At 35.4% G+C, this 19,346-nt stretch carries 13 protein-coding genes; 5 read left to right on the top strand and 8 right to left on the bottom strand.

The window, feature by feature from the left end; translation table 11 throughout:
* Positions 1 to 161: 161 nt before the first annotated feature.
* From ACSV4D_RS10805 to tyrS, 3 genes are all read right to left on the bottom strand, one after another.
* Positions 162 to 3,143, bottom strand: coding sequence for a glycoside hydrolase family 2 protein (locus tag ACSV4D_RS10805; protein WP_439228286.1), 2,982 nt, complete (start codon positions 3,141 to 3,143; stop codon positions 162 to 164).
* Positions 3,144 to 3,336: 193 nt separating this feature from the next.
* Positions 3,337 to 7,002, bottom strand: coding sequence for an ATP-binding protein (locus tag ACSV4D_RS10800; protein ID WP_439228285.1), 3,666 nt, complete (start codon positions 7,000 to 7,002; stop codon positions 3,337 to 3,339).
* A gap of 143 nt (positions 7,003 to 7,145) precedes the next feature.
* Positions 7,146 to 8,438 (bottom strand): tyrosine--tRNA ligase, encoded by a 1,293-nt coding sequence (tyrS, locus tag ACSV4D_RS10795; protein WP_439228284.1) that lies wholly within the window; start codon positions 8,436 to 8,438, stop codon positions 7,146 to 7,148.
* A gap of 164 nt (positions 8,439 to 8,602) precedes the next feature.
* Between tyrS and ACSV4D_RS10790 the strand changes: the two genes are divergently transcribed.
* Positions 8,603 to 9,595 carry an NAD-dependent epimerase/dehydratase family protein gene (locus ACSV4D_RS10790; RefSeq protein WP_439228283.1) on the top strand — a complete coding sequence of 331 codons (993 nt, stop codon included), beginning with the start codon at positions 8,603 to 8,605 and terminating at the stop codon, positions 9,593 to 9,595.
* On the opposite strand, the gene ACSV4D_RS10785 is transcribed toward ACSV4D_RS10790, so the two are convergent.
* The 3 genes from ACSV4D_RS10785 to ACSV4D_RS10775 are packed head-to-tail and all read right to left on the bottom strand — an operon-like array spanning position 9,588 to position 12,225.
* Positions 9,588 to 10,145 (bottom strand): DUF4296 domain-containing protein, encoded by a 558-nt coding sequence (locus ACSV4D_RS10785; protein ID WP_439228282.1) that lies wholly within the window; start codon positions 10,143 to 10,145, stop codon positions 9,588 to 9,590. The genes ACSV4D_RS10790 and ACSV4D_RS10785 overlap by 8 nt on opposite strands.
* A gap of 3 nt (positions 10,146 to 10,148) precedes the next feature.
* On the bottom strand, positions 10,149 to 11,489 hold the full coding sequence (locus ACSV4D_RS10780; RefSeq protein ID WP_439228281.1) for a dihydroorotase: 1,341 nt from the start codon (positions 11,487 to 11,489) through the stop codon (positions 10,149 to 10,151).
* Between the two features lie 10 nt (positions 11,490 to 11,499).
* Entirely contained in the window at positions 11,500 to 12,225 is a 726-nt protein-coding gene (locus ACSV4D_RS10775; RefSeq protein ID WP_408079813.1) for a polyprenol monophosphomannose synthase, read from the bottom strand.
* A 105-nt stretch (positions 12,226 to 12,330) separates the two neighbouring features.
* On the opposite strand from ACSV4D_RS10775, the gene ACSV4D_RS10770 reads away from it, so the two are divergent.
* From ACSV4D_RS10770 to ACSV4D_RS10760, 3 genes are all read left to right on the top strand, one after another.
* Entirely contained in the window at positions 12,331 to 13,002 is a 672-nt protein-coding gene (locus ACSV4D_RS10770; RefSeq protein WP_408079815.1) for a DUF4271 domain-containing protein, read from the top strand.
* Positions 13,003 to 13,015: 13 nt separating this feature from the next.
* The gene (locus ACSV4D_RS10765; protein WP_408079817.1) at positions 13,016 to 13,765 is read left to right on the top strand and encodes a uroporphyrinogen-III synthase; all 750 of its coding nucleotides are present in this window, start codon (positions 13,016 to 13,018) and stop codon (positions 13,763 to 13,765) included.
* 121 nt (positions 13,766 to 13,886) lie between these two features.
* Positions 13,887 to 14,246: a hypothetical protein gene (locus ACSV4D_RS10760; RefSeq protein ID WP_439228280.1), complete on the top strand. Its 360-nt coding sequence runs from the start codon at positions 13,887 to 13,889 to the stop codon at positions 14,244 to 14,246.
* Between the two features lie 125 nt (positions 14,247 to 14,371).
* On the opposite strand, the gene ACSV4D_RS10755 is transcribed toward ACSV4D_RS10760, so the two are convergent.
* On the bottom strand, positions 14,372 to 15,061 hold the full coding sequence (locus tag ACSV4D_RS10755; RefSeq protein WP_408079821.1) for a zinc metallopeptidase: 690 nt from the start codon (positions 15,059 to 15,061) through the stop codon (positions 14,372 to 14,374).
* Positions 15,062 to 15,252: 191 nt separating this feature from the next.
* On the bottom strand, positions 15,253 to 18,804 hold the full coding sequence (locus tag ACSV4D_RS10750; protein ID WP_439228279.1) for a leucine--tRNA ligase: 3,552 nt from the start codon (positions 18,802 to 18,804) through the stop codon (positions 15,253 to 15,255).
* A 187-nt stretch (positions 18,805 to 18,991) separates the two neighbouring features.
* Here ACSV4D_RS10750 and ACSV4D_RS10745 point away from each other — a divergent pair, with 187 nt between their 5' ends.
* Entirely contained in the window at positions 18,992 to 19,336 is a 345-nt protein-coding gene (locus ACSV4D_RS10745; protein WP_439228278.1) for a winged helix-turn-helix domain-containing protein, read from the top strand.
* The last annotated feature ends 10 nt before the right edge of the window (positions 19,337 to 19,346 follow it).

The following is a 19,346-nucleotide window of genomic DNA, read 5'->3' as shown; positions in this document are numbered from 1 at the left end:
ATTCGGGCACTTCCTGAATCCATAAAGCAGTAGTATACTGTAAACAATTAAAAAAAGTCTATCTCCATTTAAAAAAATTTCGATAGACTTTTCAAAAAAATTTGACTAAACCATTTATAACAAATTATAAACTTCTGCTTTCATTTCGCTAAAAAAACGAACTAATTAACCGCTTCATAAAATTCAACTTCCACTATTTTTAATTGACCATTTGCTTTATCACCGGCTTTCAATCCGGCCTGATCAACTTTTCCTGTAATTTCTACAATATTCATATCACCATCATCTTTTGTTATACCCGCAAGCTCGATTCTTATTTTTTCTCCTTTAACCGCTTTACAGTCTAAAGTGACATATCCTAAGCTTGTAGGAGTCGTACCATTATAAATTTCCTTATCATCCGAAAAAATTCGGATTGGATATCTTTTACTTCTCCATCCGGAAAGTTTTAACACTACCTGATTAATCGTTGCTTTTCGCTCTAGTTCATATTCAATTCTTGGATTGCCTTCTTTATCGTTTGACCATTCTGTTAATTCATTATCATCATAACTTTTAGCTGCATCGGCTTGGTTAGAAGTTGTTTTTACTCCAACAATTGCAATTGGAGTTCTTGTTTTTTTAAATGAAGGAGTCAAAGGTGTTGGACCTTTTTCTAAATAAGAAGGCAAATTAGCATCAGGTAATCTCTTAGTTAACTTTGAATTCTCAACAGCAATGGTTTTTATAACTAATTCGCCTGTTTTAAGATCAGCTGAAGTAGCTTTTATTTTAATTTCTCCTTCTTTATTGCTTGTTCTAATCATAATCCGGTTCACACCACATTCTACAGGAAGATTTTTAGACCCGATATAATTATCCGGTCCCTGAGCAATCCCTCCGATAAATGTTCCCTGACCCTGAACATCAAAATCAATCATGTTTAAGGCTGTGGAACAGCGACGTCCTTTATCATCTACCACTTCAACTTCAACAATAGCTATATCACTTCCGTCAGCCAGAGTTCCTCCTGGTCTTGTTATAGGACTTAATTTAACCGCAGCAGGTTTTCCGGCAGTATAAATCACATCTTCACAGACTTTTTTACCTTTCTGATCGTAGCCTACCGCTTTTATATTCCCGGCTTCAAATTTTACATTTTTGAAAGTAAAAAGGAAATTCTTAGTTCTGGCACCTTTCCCAAGGCTTTTATTATTCACAAACAATTCCACATTATCTGCCGTAGAAACTACAGTTATATTTTTAGTAATATTAGTATCATAATTCCAATGTCCAATAATATGAGCAGCGGGATTCTCAGTATCTACCCATCCGTCCCAGATTACCTGATGAGCAAAAAAACCATCTTTAGGAATTCGTATCGGATCTACTTCACCACTTCTTCTGTAATTTTCAGCTCCTCTAAAATGAGTATTACTATCGGAGAAAATAATATTTACACCTCCAGAACTCACTCTGTTTCCGGTACCCGGTCGTGCTTCCCAGTAGTCGTACCAACGCGTTACACTTTCAATAGCATGAGCATCCTGATTATGATTATAAGGACTTGCATCAGCTACTTTACTACCATTTACATTAGTATGATTAGTCCCTCCTGTTCCTTCTTTATGAAATGGTGGCGTGAATTCATCCCAGTATTTACGGAGACCTTCATCCCTGCTGTATTCAGTAGCCCAAAACGGAAGTCTGGCACTTTTATTAATATACAGCATTTCTCCTCCATATTCTGCCACCTGACTATCCAGCATTTCCCGGCTCCCTATTGCACGTCCGCCAAAAGGATCATAAGTATCCCGAATTGCTTTCATCTCAGCCATATGTTCTTCAGAAATACTTTCGTTACCTGATTCATAGAATAAAATACTCGGGTTGTTGCGGTTGTAAATAATAGCATCACGCATCAATTCAGTACGTTGTTCCCATCTTCTGCCGGTTACATCCTTTTCAGAATCTCCAGCCGGCATTGCCTGGATTAAACCTACTCTGTCACAAGATTCTACATCCTGTTTCCATGGAGTAATGTGCATCCATCGCACCAGATTTCCGTTGCTTTTAATCATCAGACTGTTGCTGTAATCACTCATCCACGCAGGAACAGACATTCCTAAAGAGGGCCATTCATTACTGGTACGCTGAGCATAACCATGCATCATAATCACACGGTCATTGAGCCATATTTTCCCTTTTTCAAACTTTGTTTTACGGAATCCGGTACGAATAGTTACGTTATCAACTACTTTGTTATCTACTATTAATTCGCTTTTTACATTATATAAATACCCGTAACCCCAACTCCAGAAATTTAAACCAGTTAATGCTTTAGATGCTTTTAAATCCTGTACCGCATTGGGAGCAATTGTAATAGTTTCTCCTGTAAAAGTGGCTACAATCTTCCCATCCATATCGGCAACATTAACTTTAAGCTGTGCTTTTACAGATGATGCATTTTCATTTTTAACCTGAGAAGAAATATTGATTGTCGCTTTCTTATTTTCAATGTCAAAATTACTTGCATAAACATAGGTTCCGGTTGTACCTAAACCGGAAAATAAAGGCAAGGTCTGGTACACTTTTGATTTTATATGTAAGAATACGTTTTTTGGAATACCTCCGTAATTAGCATTAAAATTTTTATCATTCCATTGATAAGGTGAGTTGGATGATTTTTCTCTGTATTTCCAATCATTATCTGTCTTTACTGCGATCACATTTTCTTGTGGATACGGATTTAAGAAAGAGGTAATATCGAAACCAAAAGCCATAGCACCATTTTCATGACGTCCCACAAAATTTCCGTTTACATAAACTTCTCCCATTTGGCGAACACCTTCAAACTCGATAAAAACCTTTTGATTTTTTGCTTCTGCAGGAAGCTGAAATGTCTTGCGATACCAGGCAATACCTGTAGACAAACTCGTAATATCTACTTTAAAAGCTTCTTCCTGATTCCAGGCATAAGGCAGATTAACTCTCTTCCACTCCTTATCATTATAATCTTGATTTTTGGCATCCACATCCCCCACATTTAGTTTCCACTCGTAATTGAAATTGTATTTTACCCCTTCATCCACTTCTTGGGCAAAAATGCTACTCGTAAATAACAATAATAAACTGATTTTACAATACAATAATTTCCTGCTCATTTTAATTTATCTAAAGTTAGTAATCCTTAAAGACTTCTGCTAAAAAATCGCAGAATAGAAAAAACAAATTTAGTCTTAAAGTTATTTTTATAAGTATCAAATACTGCCAATTTATATCATATTTTGCCATATCTCTATTGGACACCCAACAGCAAAAACAGCTTAAACAATTGATTTTAATAAATTTAAAAAACTATTTCCCATACTGCGAAGGACTACAGCCAAAATACTTGGAGAAAGTACGCGAGAAGTTAGACGGTTCCGAAAAACCTAACTTATAGGCAATTTGCGAAATATTCAAATCGGAATTCCGGAGTAATTCTTCGGCCTGATTCATCTTTACTTTCGTAATAAATTCATGCACGGTATTTCCGGATATCCCCTTTAATTTTCGATACAATTGTCTGGAACTGATATGGAGCAGTTTCGCCAATTCTTCCGAATTGAATTCGACATCTTCCATATTCAGATGAATCAGATGAATTATTTTTTCCAAAAATTCATTATCCTGATTGGGCATTTCTTCCTGCAATTGCTCAATAGTTGCAATACCGGCCATTTTTTTCTGCAGGATGATTCTGTTTTCTAAAACACTTTTAATTTGAGCCCTTAACACCTCCACATTAAAAGGCTTCATCACATAAGCTTCGGCACCTAAATGATAGGCTTCTATTTTGCTTTCGTCGGCTCCTTTAGCCGTTAACAAAATAACCGGAACGTGACAGGTATTTTCATCACTTTTTAATGCCTTACAAAGCTCTGTACCTTCCATTTCGGGCATCATAATATCGGAAACTATAATATCCGGAATTTGTTTAATGGCTGTTTCTAGTCCTTTTTTACCATCATACTCCTGAAATACAATATAATCCTTACTTAATTCTTTATTCAAATAGGTTTGAATATCAGGATTATCTTCCACAATCAAAAGGGTGGGCTTAGCGCCTTCAAAAGGCTGCTCATCAATTGGCTGAACCGGATATTTATCTTCAAAAAAAGTTTTTTCAGGAACGAGCTCTACTACATCCTCTGATGCGGCAGCAACAAATGGTAAGCGGATAAATACTTTTGTCCCTTTATTCAACACACTCTCAATGTTTATAGTTCCATTTAAAAAGTGCACCAGATTTCTGGTTAGCGACAAACCAATACCCGATGAATACCCATAATACGGACTTGGTCCCACATTATTAAAAGGCTCGAAAATTTTCTCCAACTCCGATTCCTCGATTCCGATACCATTGTCTTCAATTACAATATCAATAGTCGCTGCGACAGTATTATGCGTTACCGAAATAGTTACTTTTCCGCCATCAGGTGTGTATTTAAAAGCATTGGAAACAATATTGGTAATAATTTGCTCTGTTTTTTCAAAATCCAGATAACAAGGCAATGTTTTCTCGGAAGTATGCAATTGCAGCGCAATATTTCGCTTTGTCGAAATAAATTTGAACGTATTGTAACAGCTTTCTATGAACACATTAAAATCCTGAACCGTAGGATTGCTTTTTAATTTTCCGGTTTCGGATTTTCTAAAATCCAAAATCTGAGCTATCAGCTTACTCAGATAACTGATATTTCTATTGACAATTGAAAAATAAACTTCCTTATCTCCGGGAGCCAATGTATTGTCCTGAATACGTTTTAAAGGATCAACTATCAGTGTCAACGGTGTTTTTAAATCATGGGAAATATTAGTAAAGAATTCCAGCTTTTCTCTGTTTAATTCTTGTTGTTTTTCGGCATTTAGCCGTTCGGATTTAATTTCGTTTTTTAACCGTTCACGGTACAATATTCCTTTGATAATCCAGTAAACAATACCAATTATCAAAACTGAAAATAAAATTCTGGCCAGCCAGGTATCATACCATGGAGCCTCAACGTGTATTTTTAATGCTCTGAGCGGTGACTTTGTATTATCAGACGACAGCAGGCGGGCTTTAAAAACATAAGTTCCCGGAGGTACTTTATTATACGTTATTTTACTATTTGTGGTCTTAATCCATTTATCATCATACCCTTCTAAAATATATTCATAAACCTCTTTATTGGTACGATTGTAATTTAAAGAAGCTAATTCAATTGCAAAATTCCGATTTTCATATTCGAGATGAATAGATTCCGTTTGCGACAAATCCTTAGTTAAAACATCCCTTCCTTTTACAGTATCCATCGGAATCACTTTCTCATCCGAGAGATACAGGGTTTTAAAAATGAGTTTATTATTATTTACAACGGTTTTTATTTCCGACGGATTAAATGCCAGATAACCATTTTTATCACCAAAATATATTTTCTGATTTACCGTATCCTTATAAAAAGCTCTTTCAGAAAAAGTCCATGAGCCAAACTGATCTTCTTTATGAAAATTAGAAATTTTATTCGAAACCAGATCAACCATTGAAATTCCCTTTTTATGAGCAATCCACAAATTTCCTTTTGCATCATCTGTAATGGAAGAAATATAAGAATTAGGTGTTTCCGAGTGCAGTTGTACTTTCTCAATTCGCATCGGATTGCTTCTAACATCTATTTTATTCAGCCCCTCACTGGTACCCACCCATATGTTTCGGTTTTTATCCTGATGTAAAGCATAAATAATATTGCCTGAAATAGTGTTTTTAACATTCTTCTGAAAAGTATTCAATTGTATTTCGTCATATACTTTCCCTTTACTATCTATTTTCAGCAGGATCACTCCATTTCCCTCTGTAGCCAGCCAGAGTTGACGATCATCAACCGATAAAATATCCATGACACTGTGATTATTGATTTTATCTGTCAGGTCAATAAAATCAATAGCCTTACTTGTTAAATGTACCCGGGCAATACCATTATAAAGTCCAACCCATAGATAATTACTTCCTGATGCCTCCAGCGCATACACAGACCAAGTGCTCAGATCCGGACATAAATCTTTATTAATAATCCATTTACAACGGTTGGTTTTTGGATCGTAATATTCTAATCCGTTGATTCCTCCTATCCAGATTCCTCCTTTATCATCTTTTAATAAAGTACGTACAAATTTTATCCGGCTGCCCGATTTATAAAAAGGATGGCTGTTATCAAGCTCTTCCTTATTGTAAATTAAAATTCCATCATCAGTTCCTAACCAGATCTTTCCTGCTACTTTTAATACTGCTTTGACAATAGAAAATCTAGAGTTTCCACTGTCTTTTCTAAAACTGTAATGCAATTCGAAAGGATTCCGGTTCGGATTTGCCTTGTAAACATCTCCGCCTCTGGTACCCAGCCAGATTGTATTTTGATTATCTATAAAAAAATCGGTAATATAATCATCTACTAACTGTCCCGGATGATTGATATTAGCTTTATAAACATATTTCTCGCCGGCTTTGACATCCTGAGACGTAAACTGGTGTAAGGATAAAAAATAGCTCTTTCCGTTTACAATTCGATTTTTATGGAGCTGATTGGCATTACTGCTTAGTTTTTCAACTAAAATTTCAGGTACTTTATCATCAGCAATTACTTTAAAAGTATTTAGCTGATAATCAAATTTGACATATTTATTATCAAATGTCAGAAACCAAAGTCCCCTTTTTTGATCTGAAATAATATTGCGAATCCTATTATTAGGCAGCGAGGTTTTATCATTAGGAATGTGATAAAAAAAGTCAAATGTTTTACCATCATAGCGATAAACACCATTCCAGCTCCCAATCCAGATGTAACCTACAGAATCTTTAGCAATACCATGGATTTGCGTTACAGGATTGACTTCCCTGCCGGTAATTTTTTCAAAAAAGAGATTTTGTGCATTTAGTCCTGAAAAGCACCAGCAATACATGGTTAAGAAAGGAACTAAAGAAGACCAGATTTGTTTTATTCTCATACAATCAAAATAAAAGTTCCTTTATAAAATAATAAGGTTAAAAACTCAAAAGTAGAGAACATCTGTTAAAACGCAAAAACCTGACAACATTATGTCATCAGGTTTTTGAATTTAAATATAATTTTAGTTAATTATTTTACTAATTAAACTACTCTTACCACAAAATAATTTTTCTTCCCGCTTTGTAATAATACAAATTGATTATTGATTAAATCATTGTTTGAAAGCACAAAATCTTCTTTCACTTTTTCTCTGTTTACCGAAATAGAATTAGCAGTCAAAGCGCGTCTGGCTTCACCATTGGATTTTAAAAATCCGGTCTTTTCGTTTAAAACATCCACAATATTAATTCCGGTTGCAATTTCAGTTCTTGCAATTTCAGCTTGCGGAACACCATCAAAAACTTCCAAAAAAGTAGCCGAATCTAATTGTTTTAAATCTTCAGCATTCGAATTTCCAAACAAAATTCCCGATGCTTTTACAGCATTTTCTAAATCTTCCTTCGAATGAACCATAATTGTAATTTCTTCAGCTAAACGCTTCTGTAACAATCGAAAATGCGGCGCTTCTCTGTGTTGCTCTGTTAAATCTTCGATTTCCTCTTTCGATAAAAAAGTAAAGATTTTAATATATTTTTCAGCATCAATATCTGAAGTGTTTAACCAATATTGGTAAAATTTATAAGGCGAAGTTCTTGCTGCATCCAACCAGATATTTCCTCCTTCGGATTTTCCGAATTTAGTTCCGTCGGCTTTAGTAATCAACGGACAAGTTAAGGCATAGGCTTTTCCGCTGGCAATTCGGCGCACTAATTCAGTTCCGGTAGTGATATTTCCCCATTGGTCGCTTCCTCCCATTTGCAACGTACAACTTTTATCTCTGTACAAATGCAGGAAATCATAACCCTGAACCAGTTGATACGTAAATTCCGTGAACGACATTCCTTCGGCAGCTTCAGAAGACAAACGTTTCTTTACAGAATCTTTAGCCATCATGTAGTTTACAGTAATGTGTTTCCCCACATCGCGAATGAATTCCAGAAATGAAAAATTCTTCATCCAATCGTAATTGTTTACCAACTGAGCGGCATTTGGAGCATCTGAAGTAAAATCTAAAAAACGAGCCAATTGTCCTTTTATCGCTTCCTGATTGTGACGCAAAGTAGCTTCGTCCAGTAAATTTCTTTCGTTAGACTTTCCTGACGGATCTCCAATCATTCCGGTTGCTCCACCTACTAAAGCTAAAGGTTTATGCCCCGCAAGTTGAAAATGTTTCAACAACATTACGCCAACTAAGTGTCCTATATGTAATGAATCTGCAGTTGGGTCAATTCCCACATACGCCACACGCATTTGTTCCATCAAATGTTCTTCTGTGCCCGGCATAACATCGTGGAGCATTCCTCTCCAAGTTACTTCTTCAATAAAATTTTTCATCTTTTTTAATCAATTTACTTCATCTGTTCAGCCTTTCAGGCTTCGAGTGCGCAAAGATAACTTTAATTACACAATTTGAAAATTTGAAAATGTACCAATTTGAAAAAAAATCTAAAATACTAATTGTTGCCTTATAAAATTGATAAATTGTTACATTTGTATTTATGATTTTAGTTACAGGAGGAACAGGTTTAGTAGGCGCGCATTTATTGCTTCATTTAATTGAAAATGGAGAAAAAGTTCGTGCTATTTATCGAAAGCAAAATAATATTAAAAAGACAAAAGCGCTGTTTGAACATTACAATAAATCAGCACTGTTTGACGCTATAGAGTGGGTTCAGGCAGACATTATTGATATTCCTTCGTTAGAACATGCTTTTATTAATATTACCAAAGTCTATCATTGTGCCGCAATAATTTCTTTTGATCCCAGAGATGAGGACTTACTTCGAAAAACAAATATTGAAGGCACTGCTAATATTGTTAATTTCTGCCTTGCTAAAGGTGTTCAGAAGCTATGCTATGTCAGTTCTGTAGCTGCTCTTGGTGATTTAGCCCCACACGAGACCATTATCACAGAAGAAACAGAATGGAATCCTGAGAAACATCATAATGATTATGCGATTTCAAAATATGGTGCCGAAATGGAAATCTGGCGCGGTCAGCAAGAAGGATTAAACGTAATTATCGTCAATCCAGGAGTAATTTTAGGACCCGGATTTGAAGATCAGGGCAGCGGGCAACTGATTAAAAAAATAGCTTCCGGATTATTGTTTTATACCAAAGGAACCACCGGATTTGTTGCCGTTAGTGATGTAGTACAGATTATGGAGCAATTAATGCAAAGTACTATCAAGAATGAACGTTATATTCTGATTTCTGAAAATGTTGTTTTTCAGGATCTTTTTAATACCATTGCAGACAGTGTAAAAGCAAAAAGGCCCAGCATTGAAGCTAAGCCTTATATGATGGAAATAACCTGGCGACTGCACTGGTTTTTAAGTCTTTTTTCGGGAAGAACCAATAATTTATCCAAACATACGGTACGTTCTTTTTTAAGTAAAACTACTTTTTCTAACACAAAAATTAAAAATGCAATAAATGTTACTTTTTCAGATGTACACCAGTACATTAAAGAAAATTTCAGCGTTAATTAATTTTAACACCATTTTTGATTACCGTAGCTTTTATTGCTTTAGAAGTTGATTTCGATTTTTCCGTTTTTTTCTTTACTAATTTTAAACTGTCTTTTTTTCTGATTTTCTGTAACGAATCTTTTTTAGCCAAAGCCACTTTTTTTACTTCAGCAATAGAATCCAATCGTTTCTTTTTTACAGCAATCAGCGAATCTTTTTTGGCTTCTTTTTTAATCAGGGAATCTAAAACTATTTTTTTTCTTTCTATACGCTTAATTACACTGTCGTACATTTCTTTATAATCGTCATATTTAGACGCATAATAAATGTTGTTTTGTGCAAATTGTACGCTGTCTACTTTATATTTTCTGAAAATAAACTCCTTAGGATTTACTTTATAATTTTCAGTAGTATTGGGATCATTGTATTTTATAGCTTCCAAAAGCGATAAATCATATATAATATTCTCCATTACTTCTTTATCTATAAGCGAATCGGGTTTCTGAACACCTTCTTCTTTACAGCTAAAAAACAATAGTATAATTACTAAAAATGAAACCGTTTTTTTCATGACTTATCTTTCAAATAATAGTCTTTTTCCAGCACGAATATCTTTTACTTTAAAAGCATTGTAAACTAATTGTCCGTTGACAAAAGTATGGGTAATTCTCGATTTAAAAGTATAGCCTTCAAATGGAGACCATCCGCATTTAGCAAAAATATTTTCTTTTTTCACTCCCCATGGCAAACCGGAATTTACAATTACTAAATCGGCATAATATCCTTCTTTAATAAAACCTCGTTTTTCTATTTTGAAAATCTTAGCCGGATTGTGACACATTTTTTCCACAATTTTCTCAATGCTGATTTTACCCTGATGGTATGCCTCAAACATAGCTACAACTGCATGCTGCACTAATGGTCCTCCGGATGGTGCTTTTAAATAAGGCTGCTTTTTCTCTTCCAGTGTGTGCGGTGCATGATCAGTAGCAATCACATCAATCCTGTCATCATTCAAAGCTTTCCACAGCGCTTCTCGGTCATGAGCTGTTTTTACCGCCGGATTCCATTTAATAAAATTGCCTTTGGTTGCATAATCATCATTGGTAAACCATAAATGATGCACACATACCTCAGCAGTAATTTTCTTTTCTTCTAATGGAATTTTGTTGGTAAACAAATCCATTTCTTTAGCGGTAGACAAGTGAAAAATATGCAAACGGGCTCCTGTTTTTTTAGCCAGTTCAATTGCTTTTGAAGAAGACAAATAACAGGCTTCTTCGCTTCTTATTAAATGATGAACAGTTACCGGAACATCATCACCATATTCCGCAATATATTTTTCAGTATTGGCTCTGATAGTGGCTTCATCTTCACAGTGCACAGCAATTAAAAGCGGCGTACTTGAAAATATTTTTTCCAGCGTAGCTTCATTATCCACCAGCATATTTCCTGTTGACGAACCTAAAAATATCTTAATTCCGGCAACATTTTTAGGATTCGTTTTCAAAACTTCTTCTAAATTATCATTAGTAGCTCCCATCATAAACGAATAATTCGCATACGATTTTTGGGCTGCTAATTGGTATTTCTCCTCTAAAATTTCCTGAGTAACTGCATTAGGCACCGTATTAGGTTGTTCTATAAAAGAAGTAATCCCTCCGGCAACAGCTGCACGGGACTCTGATTCAATATCACCTTTATGTGTTAAACCCGGCTCTCTAAAATGCACCTGATCATCAATAGCACCCGGAATTAAATAATTCCCTTCGGCGTCTATAATTTTACAATCGGATGATTTGGCACTAATGCTTTCTGAAATCTCAACAATTAAGTCATTCTCAATTAATACATCGCCTTCAAAAATTACTCCTTCATTTACTATTTTGGCATTCTTAATTAAAACCCTGTTCATTGTCATTATATTATAATCTGTTAACTAATTTTTTTAACCGAAGCGAAATCACTCCAAAAACAGCTTCTACTATTATGGAATTACTCATTTTAGACTGTCCTTTGGTTCTGTCTGTAAAAATAATGGGCACTTCGGCAATATTGAATTTATTACAAAAAGTACGGTATTTCATCTCTATCTGAAAAGCATAACCCACGAATTTTATCTTATCCAGATTTATTTTCTCCAAAACAGACCGTTTATAACAAACAAAACCAGCCGTAGCATCATGAATCATCATCCCGGTAATCATTCGTACATAAACCGACGCAAAATATGACATTAACACACGGCTCAGCGGCCAGTTCACGACATTTACACCTGTAACATAACGGGAGCCAATGGCTAAATCAGCATCTCCAAAATGACAGGCATTGTATAATTTTTCTAAATCATTTGGATTATGTGAAAAATCAGCATCCATCTCAAAAATGAATTCATAATCATGAGCCAGAGCCCATTTAAAACCATGTACATAAGCGGTTCCTAAACCTGATTTTTGCTTTCTGTTTTCTAGAAATAAGCGTCCTTCAAATTCAGTTTGTAATAACCGAACCTTATCAGCCGTATGATCTGGAGAATTATCATCCACTATAAGAACGTGAAAAATCTTGTGTTGTGAAAGTACCGCTCTAATGATACTTTCGATATTCTCAATTTCGTTATAGGTTGGAATTATAACAATACAATTATTCATATTTCTGGAAATTTCAACGCAAAAGTAACCTTTTTATAGCATTTGATTCATAATAATATTATAATAAAAATATTGATATAAAATTTTACTAATTTTGCTTTCGCTATGACAGACTACCTCTTACATCCGAGAATCACCGAAAACAAAGACTGGGCTACCCTTTTATTTGTTTTGGCTTTTGCTATTATTGCATTCACTAAATCGGCTTACGGAAATCGATTTGGCGATTTTATCAATCTCATCTTCTCGGATAAATATTCTAAAGTGTATCGTGACAGCAGCCAGTTAAAAAGCAGCTTTACCATCTCCTTATTTTTTGTACAGGTGATTTCTTTTGCTTTTTTTATTCAGATTTCTTTAAGCATTTTTGGATATGCTTCAAAAACGGACTGGTTACTTTATATTCAGATTATCACTTTTCTTATCTTTTTCATTTTATCAAAGTTTTTAGTCGAAAAAATCATTGCGACAACTTTCAATATTGAAGAATTTGTAGAGCAATTTAACCTTCAGAAAATCACTTATCGCACTTATATTGGTATTATTATTTTACCTGTGAATATTATATTATTCTACTACAACACTGTTTCACAGAATATTCCTATAGCAATAATCGCCGTAATACTTATGCTAAGCGTTCTGACTTATTCTATTTCAATAAAAAAATATCAAAAATTAATATTCAGTAAGTTGTTTTATTTTATTTTATATCTTTGCACTCTCGAAATAGCTCCCTATTTTTTCATGTATTATTTGTTTACAAAAGGGAGCGCTTAGAAAATGTTAAAATATGAAAGTCAAAACAATTTTGGTATCGCAACCAGAGCCTAAAGTAGAGAATTCACCTTACTTTGAACTCCAACAAAAACATAAAATCAAAATTGATTTCCGCCCTTTTATACACATAGAAGGAGTTAGCGCAAAAGAAATTAGACTTCAAAAAATTGATCTCAACAATTTTTCTGCTATTATTTTAACCAGTAGAAATGCTGTTGACCACTTTTTTAGAGTGGCGGAAGAAATGCGTTTTAAAATCCCGGAAGGTTTAAAATATTTTTGTCAATCGGAAGCAGTAGCTTTTTACCTTCAAAAATACGTAGTATACAGAAAACGTAAAATTTATGTTGGAGCAAAAGATTTTGCCGACTTATCTCCTTTGATTAAAAAATACAAAGACGAAAAATTCCTGTTACCAGCCTCAGATCAGCTAAATGCTGACGCTCCAATTACTTTAGACAACCTGAAAGTAGACTGGACTCAGGCCACTTTCTACAGAACAGTAATGAGTGATTTATCTGATTTAGCAGATGTTTATTATGATGTTCTGGCTTTCTTTAGCCCAACAGGAATTAAATCATTATATAAAAACTTCCCGGATTTCAAGCAAAACAATACCAGAATTGCTGTTTTTGGAAGCACTACTCAAAAAGAAGCTTTAGACCACGGATTAAGAATTGATATTCTTGCTCCTGCACCGGGCACACCTTCTATGACCATGGCATTAGAAAAATACATTGCTGAAGCTAATAAAGCGAAGTAATCATACGGACACAATATAACACAAGGCCATCTCATTTTTTTTGAGATGGCTTTTTTATTTTATTGCTCTCCGATTCGTTTTTTAAGTATTTTTGATTAACAACCAAAAATTAACTCAAACAATGAAAAGAAAAATTCAGCTCATTATGCTAATACTGCCATTATCTATGCTGTTTATCAATTGCAGCAGCGTCCAAAAAAACAATTCAGGATATGTTGATATTAAAAAGATAAGTTATAGCAGCGATATCAAACCTCTTATTGAAAATAGCTGTACGCCATGCCACATTCCGCCACAAGGAAAAAAAGAAGCTTTTGACAGCTATGAACATGTAAAAGAAAATATTGACGCTATCATTTCGCGCGTGAGACTGCCGCAGGATGATCGTAAATTTATGCCTCCTGTAAATAAAAAACCTCCTTTGACTGACGCTCAGGTAGCCGTTCTGATAGAGTGGCAGCAACAAAACATGCCGGAATAAAGATTCAATAGTAATTTTTAAATTCAGAAAAATAAAAATCCAAATTCCAATTAATCACTAATTATTGGAATTTGGATTTTATATTTTGAAATTGATTTTTGAAACCGCTATTGCTATTGAATTCCTTAATCCCTCCTGTTTCCTCCCATATAAATGGAAAGATAGTACAATAAGGTTGCTATAGAACCTATGGCAGCTACCAGATAAGTACGTGCTGCCCATTTTAACGAATCTTCTGCTCCGGCATATTCAGCAGGATTAAGCATGTTTTTTGTTTTAAGCCAGGCCAGAGCACGATTACTGGCATCATATTCTACAGGCAAAGTAACAATCGAAAACAAAGTAGTCGCCGCAAACAGGATAATTCCAAAGAGCAACAGCCCCGGAAACGTTTCCAGCATAATAATCCCGGCTAATAATATCCACTGCATAAAATTCGAAGCTACATTAACAAACGGAACCAGTTTAGAACGCATAGTGAGCCATTCATAACCCACGGCGTGCTGAACCGCATGACCACATTCGTGAGCTGCCACAGCTGCGGCAGCCGCATTACGCTCATTGTAGACCGCCTCACTTAAATTTACTGTTTTATCCACCGGATTGTAATGATCAGTCAATCGTCCCGGAGTCGAAATTACCTTTACATCATAGATCCCGTTATCGTGTAGCATTTTGGTAGCAATCTCTGCACCACTCATATTGTTTTGCAAATGCAACTGCGAATAATGCTCAAACTTGCTTTTTAATCTCGAACTTACTAACCAGCTAAAGAGCATGATCACTCCCGCCAGAATTAAATAACCACTTCCCATATTTTAATCGTTTTAGTTTTGTTTTCCTAAACAAACAGCAAATTATACACCAAATTAAAAAAATGTCAGTTTGACAGCTGTTAAAAATGTATTAAATTGCCATTTCAAAAACAAAATTCCAAACCCCAATTACACTTCGACAAGCTCAGTGTAACAATTGGAATTTGGAATTTAAGATATTGGAATTTATTCTAACCTACAAGATTGATGATTTTCCCCGGAACAATAATCACCTTATTTGGCGTTCTGCCATCTAATTGTTTTTGAGTTCTTTCGTCATTCATTACGATTTCCTCAATTTGTTCTTTGGTCAAATCCAAAGGCAATTTGATAGTGAATCGCATTTTTCCGTTGAAGGAAACCGGATATTCTTTCTCTGATTCTACCAAATGTTTTTCTTCGAATTTTGGAAAAGGAACAGTTGCAATAGAACCTTCATGTCCTAATTGAGACCACAATTCTTCTGCTATATGTGGCGCATAAGACGAAATCACAACAGCCAATGGTTCTAAAATAGCACGAGAATGACAATTTTGAGCCGATAATTCATTCACACAAATCATAAACTGAGAAACCGAAGTATTGAAAGAGAAATTCTCAATATCTTCTGAAACTTTCTTAATGGTTTTATGTAAGCTTTTCAGGTTGTCTTTTGTTGGCTCGTCATTGGTAACAATCAAACCATTGTCATCAAAATACAAACGCCATAATTTTTTCAGGAATCCAAAAACTCCCGAAATACCAGCCGTATTCCAAGGTTTTGCCTGTTCCAAGGGACCTAAAAACATTTCGTACAAACGCAAAGTATCTGCACCGTATTCTGTACAAATATTGTCAGGAGTGACTACATTGTATTTCGATTTCGACATTTTTTCAACTTCGCGACCTACAATAAATCTACCATCTCCCTCATAAATGAATTCTGCTGTATAATATTCTTCTCTCCAATTTTTAAAAGCATCAACATTCAATTCATCAGACGCATTTACAAAATTCACATCAGTATGAGGTTTTACTACTGAACATCTATAATCGTAACATTCATCTAATAAATTTTCTTCTTCATTTATAAATTTTAATTTCGGGAACTTTTCACTGATTAATTTATTTAAAACATCGTTATCTACAATTCCATATTCATCCATTTGAAACTCCTTTGAACCGAAAACATTCTTTGAAATCCCAATAAAAAAAGGACGAGGAAAATCAACTGAAATATAATCTTCATCCTCTTCAGCAAAATCTCTTTTTGCAGAACGATAACTTATTTCAACCCAAACACCCTGAACAAAAGCACTCGTCCCTAAAATCATCCCCTGATTGATCAGTTTTTTGAAGGGTTCTTCTGTTGGCGCAAAACCTTTGTCTTTTAAGAATTTATTCCAAAAACGAGAATACAATAAGTGTCCGGTTGCGTGCTCGCTTCCACCAATGTATAAATCCACCGATTCCCAATATTTCAAAGCTTCTGCAGAAGCAAATTCAGTATCATTATGTGCATCCATATAACGCATCCAATACCAGGAACTTCCTGCCCAACCCGGCATCGTATTCAATTCTAATGGAAAAACAGTCACATGATCTATCAACTCACAACTCACAACCGACAACTTTTCAGAATCCCAAGCCCAAACAGTAGCGTTTCCTAACGGAGGCAAACCATCTTCTGTTGGTAAATATTTCTCAACTTCCGGTAAAATAATGGGCAAATGTTGTGCATCAATCATTTGTGGCAAACCATTCACATAATACACCGGAAATGGCTCTCCCCAATATCTTTGACGGGAGAAAACCGCATCACGCAAACGGTAATTGATTTTTCCGTAACCCTGACCTAATTTTTCTAATTCGGCAATTACTTTTTGAGTTCCGTCTTTGTAACCCATTCCGTTCAAGAAATCGGAGTTTTGTAAAACAAAACCTTCTTTGGCTGAAAAAGCACTTTCCTCCCCCAGCCCCTCCGAAGGAGGGGAGCCTGCATTTGCTTTATCCTCTTGCAAAGCCCCTCCTTTGGAGGGGTTGGGGAGGAATATATTTTTAATTTCCGGCATTCCGTTAGTTCCTTTGAAGAAATTAGCAAAAGCATAATCTCTTTCGTCTCCGCAAGGAACCGCCATTACAGCTCCTGTTCCATAACCCGCTAAAACGTAATCCCCAATCCAAACCGGAATAGGTTCTTTAGTAAACGGATGTTCGGCATAAGCACCTGTAAATACTCCCGAAATGGTTTTTACATCCGCCATACGCTCTCTTTCAGAACGTTTAGCCGTTTTTTTGATATAGGCCTCAACAGCCGCTTTTTGTTCAGCAGTTGTGATTTGAGTTACCAATTCATGCTCCGGTGCCAAAGTCATAAAGGTCACTCCGAAAATAGTGTCAGGACGAGTAGTGAAAACCGTAATCCCCCTAGCCCCCGAAGGGGGAACTATCGCATTGCGTAATTCGTGTGTGATAATATTTAGAACACTATCAATATTATTTAAAATCTCTTTGTTATTAAATCGGATTACTTTAAAGCCTTTTTCTTTCAGTACCTTTGTTCTTTCAGCATCCGCTTCTTGCTGTAAATCATGAATTTCTCCATCTACTTCAATCACTAGTTTTCTAGAAAGACAAACAAAATCAACTATATAATCATCAATTAAATGTTGTTGTCTAAATTTATAATCTAATGCTTTAGATTTCAAATTTAACCACAATACTTTTTCTGCTTCAGTTGGATTATTTCTCATTTCTTTGGCTCTTTCGAGTAATAAATGAGAATTATTTCCTCCAGTCATGTAACCTAAAGTTGAATTAGACTCCAAGTTCTCTTCCCCTTCGGGGAAGGATAGGATGGGGAATGTCACCATCGCTCCAACCGATTTTCCAATCCAGTTTCTTTGTGATTCTTTAATCGATTCGCTCCAGTCAATATCGTTCAACCCTTGCAATAAACGCTCTGCATAAGCCGAAATTCGCATACTCCATTGCGTCATTTTTTTACGCACCACAGGGAATCCGCCACGTTCTGAAACACCGTTTACGATTTCGTCATTGGCTAAAACCGTTCCCAATCCCGGACACCAGTTTACTTCCGTTTCTGCCAAATAAGTCAATCGGTATTTCAACAGAATTTTCTCCTGAGTATCTTTTGCGAAAGCGTTCCACTCAGCAGCCGTAAAAGCTTCGATGTTATCATCGCAAACTGCATTTACGCTTGAATTTCCTGCTGTCTCGAAAATGGCAATCAAAGTCGAAATATCCTCTGCTTTATCCGTTTCTTTATTGTACCAGGAATTGAATAATTGGATAAAAATCCACTGCGTATGCTTGTAATAATCCGGATTTGATGTGCGCACTTCTCTGTCCCAATCAAATGAAAAACCGATTTTATCCAATTGCTTACGGTAACCTGCAATTTGGTTTCCTTCTTTATCCACTCCTCCGTCAATATTCACTCGGGTGGTATCTTCCGGACGTTGTCCGGTTTGAATCGCATATTGTTCGGCCGGCAGTCCAAAACTGTCATAACCCATGGGGTGCAACACATTAAAACCCTGATGTCTTTTATATCTGGAATACACATCCGAAGCAATATATCCCAGCGGATGTCCTACGTGTAATCCCGCTCCCGACGGATAAGGAAACATATCTAAAACGTAATGTTTTGGTTTAGCTGAATTATTTTCGGCTGCAAAAGTTTTATTGTCAGCCCAGTATTGTTGCCATCTGGCTTCGATTTCGTTCGGATTGTATTTCATTTTTCGAGTTGCTAAGCTATAAAGTAGCTAAGTTTCTAAGTTTTAGTAAATAAAATTATGAGGTCGCAAATTTACGTTTATTGTACGGGCTATAAAAATTATTTTATTTAGAATAAAAAAAATCATAGTTACGTATTTTTATACGTAAAAATACTTATTTTTACACTGTGTTTTAAAAAACATAACCATGGCCAATAAAAAATATAAAATAGAAGTTCGTCTTTGGATAGAAGAAACAGAAGGTCCTTTTCTGGGAATTGGAAAAATCTGGCTTTTAGAAAACATTCGAAAAACGGGTTCCATTACTAATGCCGCCAAAGAAATGAAAATGGCTTATCGGCAAGCCTGGCAACTGGTAAAGGAAATGAATCAGCGAGCCGGAAGTCCTTTAGTAGAAAAAATATTAGGCGGAAAAGGCGGTGGCGGTGCCCGTTTGACTTCTACCGGAGAAAAAGCCATTGTTACTTTTTATGAAATAGAAAAGCGAATTAAAGATTTTGCTGAAAAAGAAAATAAAAATCTAAAATTTTAAAAACACATAA

The sequence above is a fragment of the Flavobacterium sp. ARAG 55.4 genome, assembly GCF_051846875.1.
Lineage (GTDB): Bacteria > Bacteroidota > Bacteroidia > Flavobacteriales > Flavobacteriaceae > Flavobacterium > Flavobacterium plantiphilum.
This window is presented reverse-complemented; position numbering and strand designations above follow the sequence as displayed.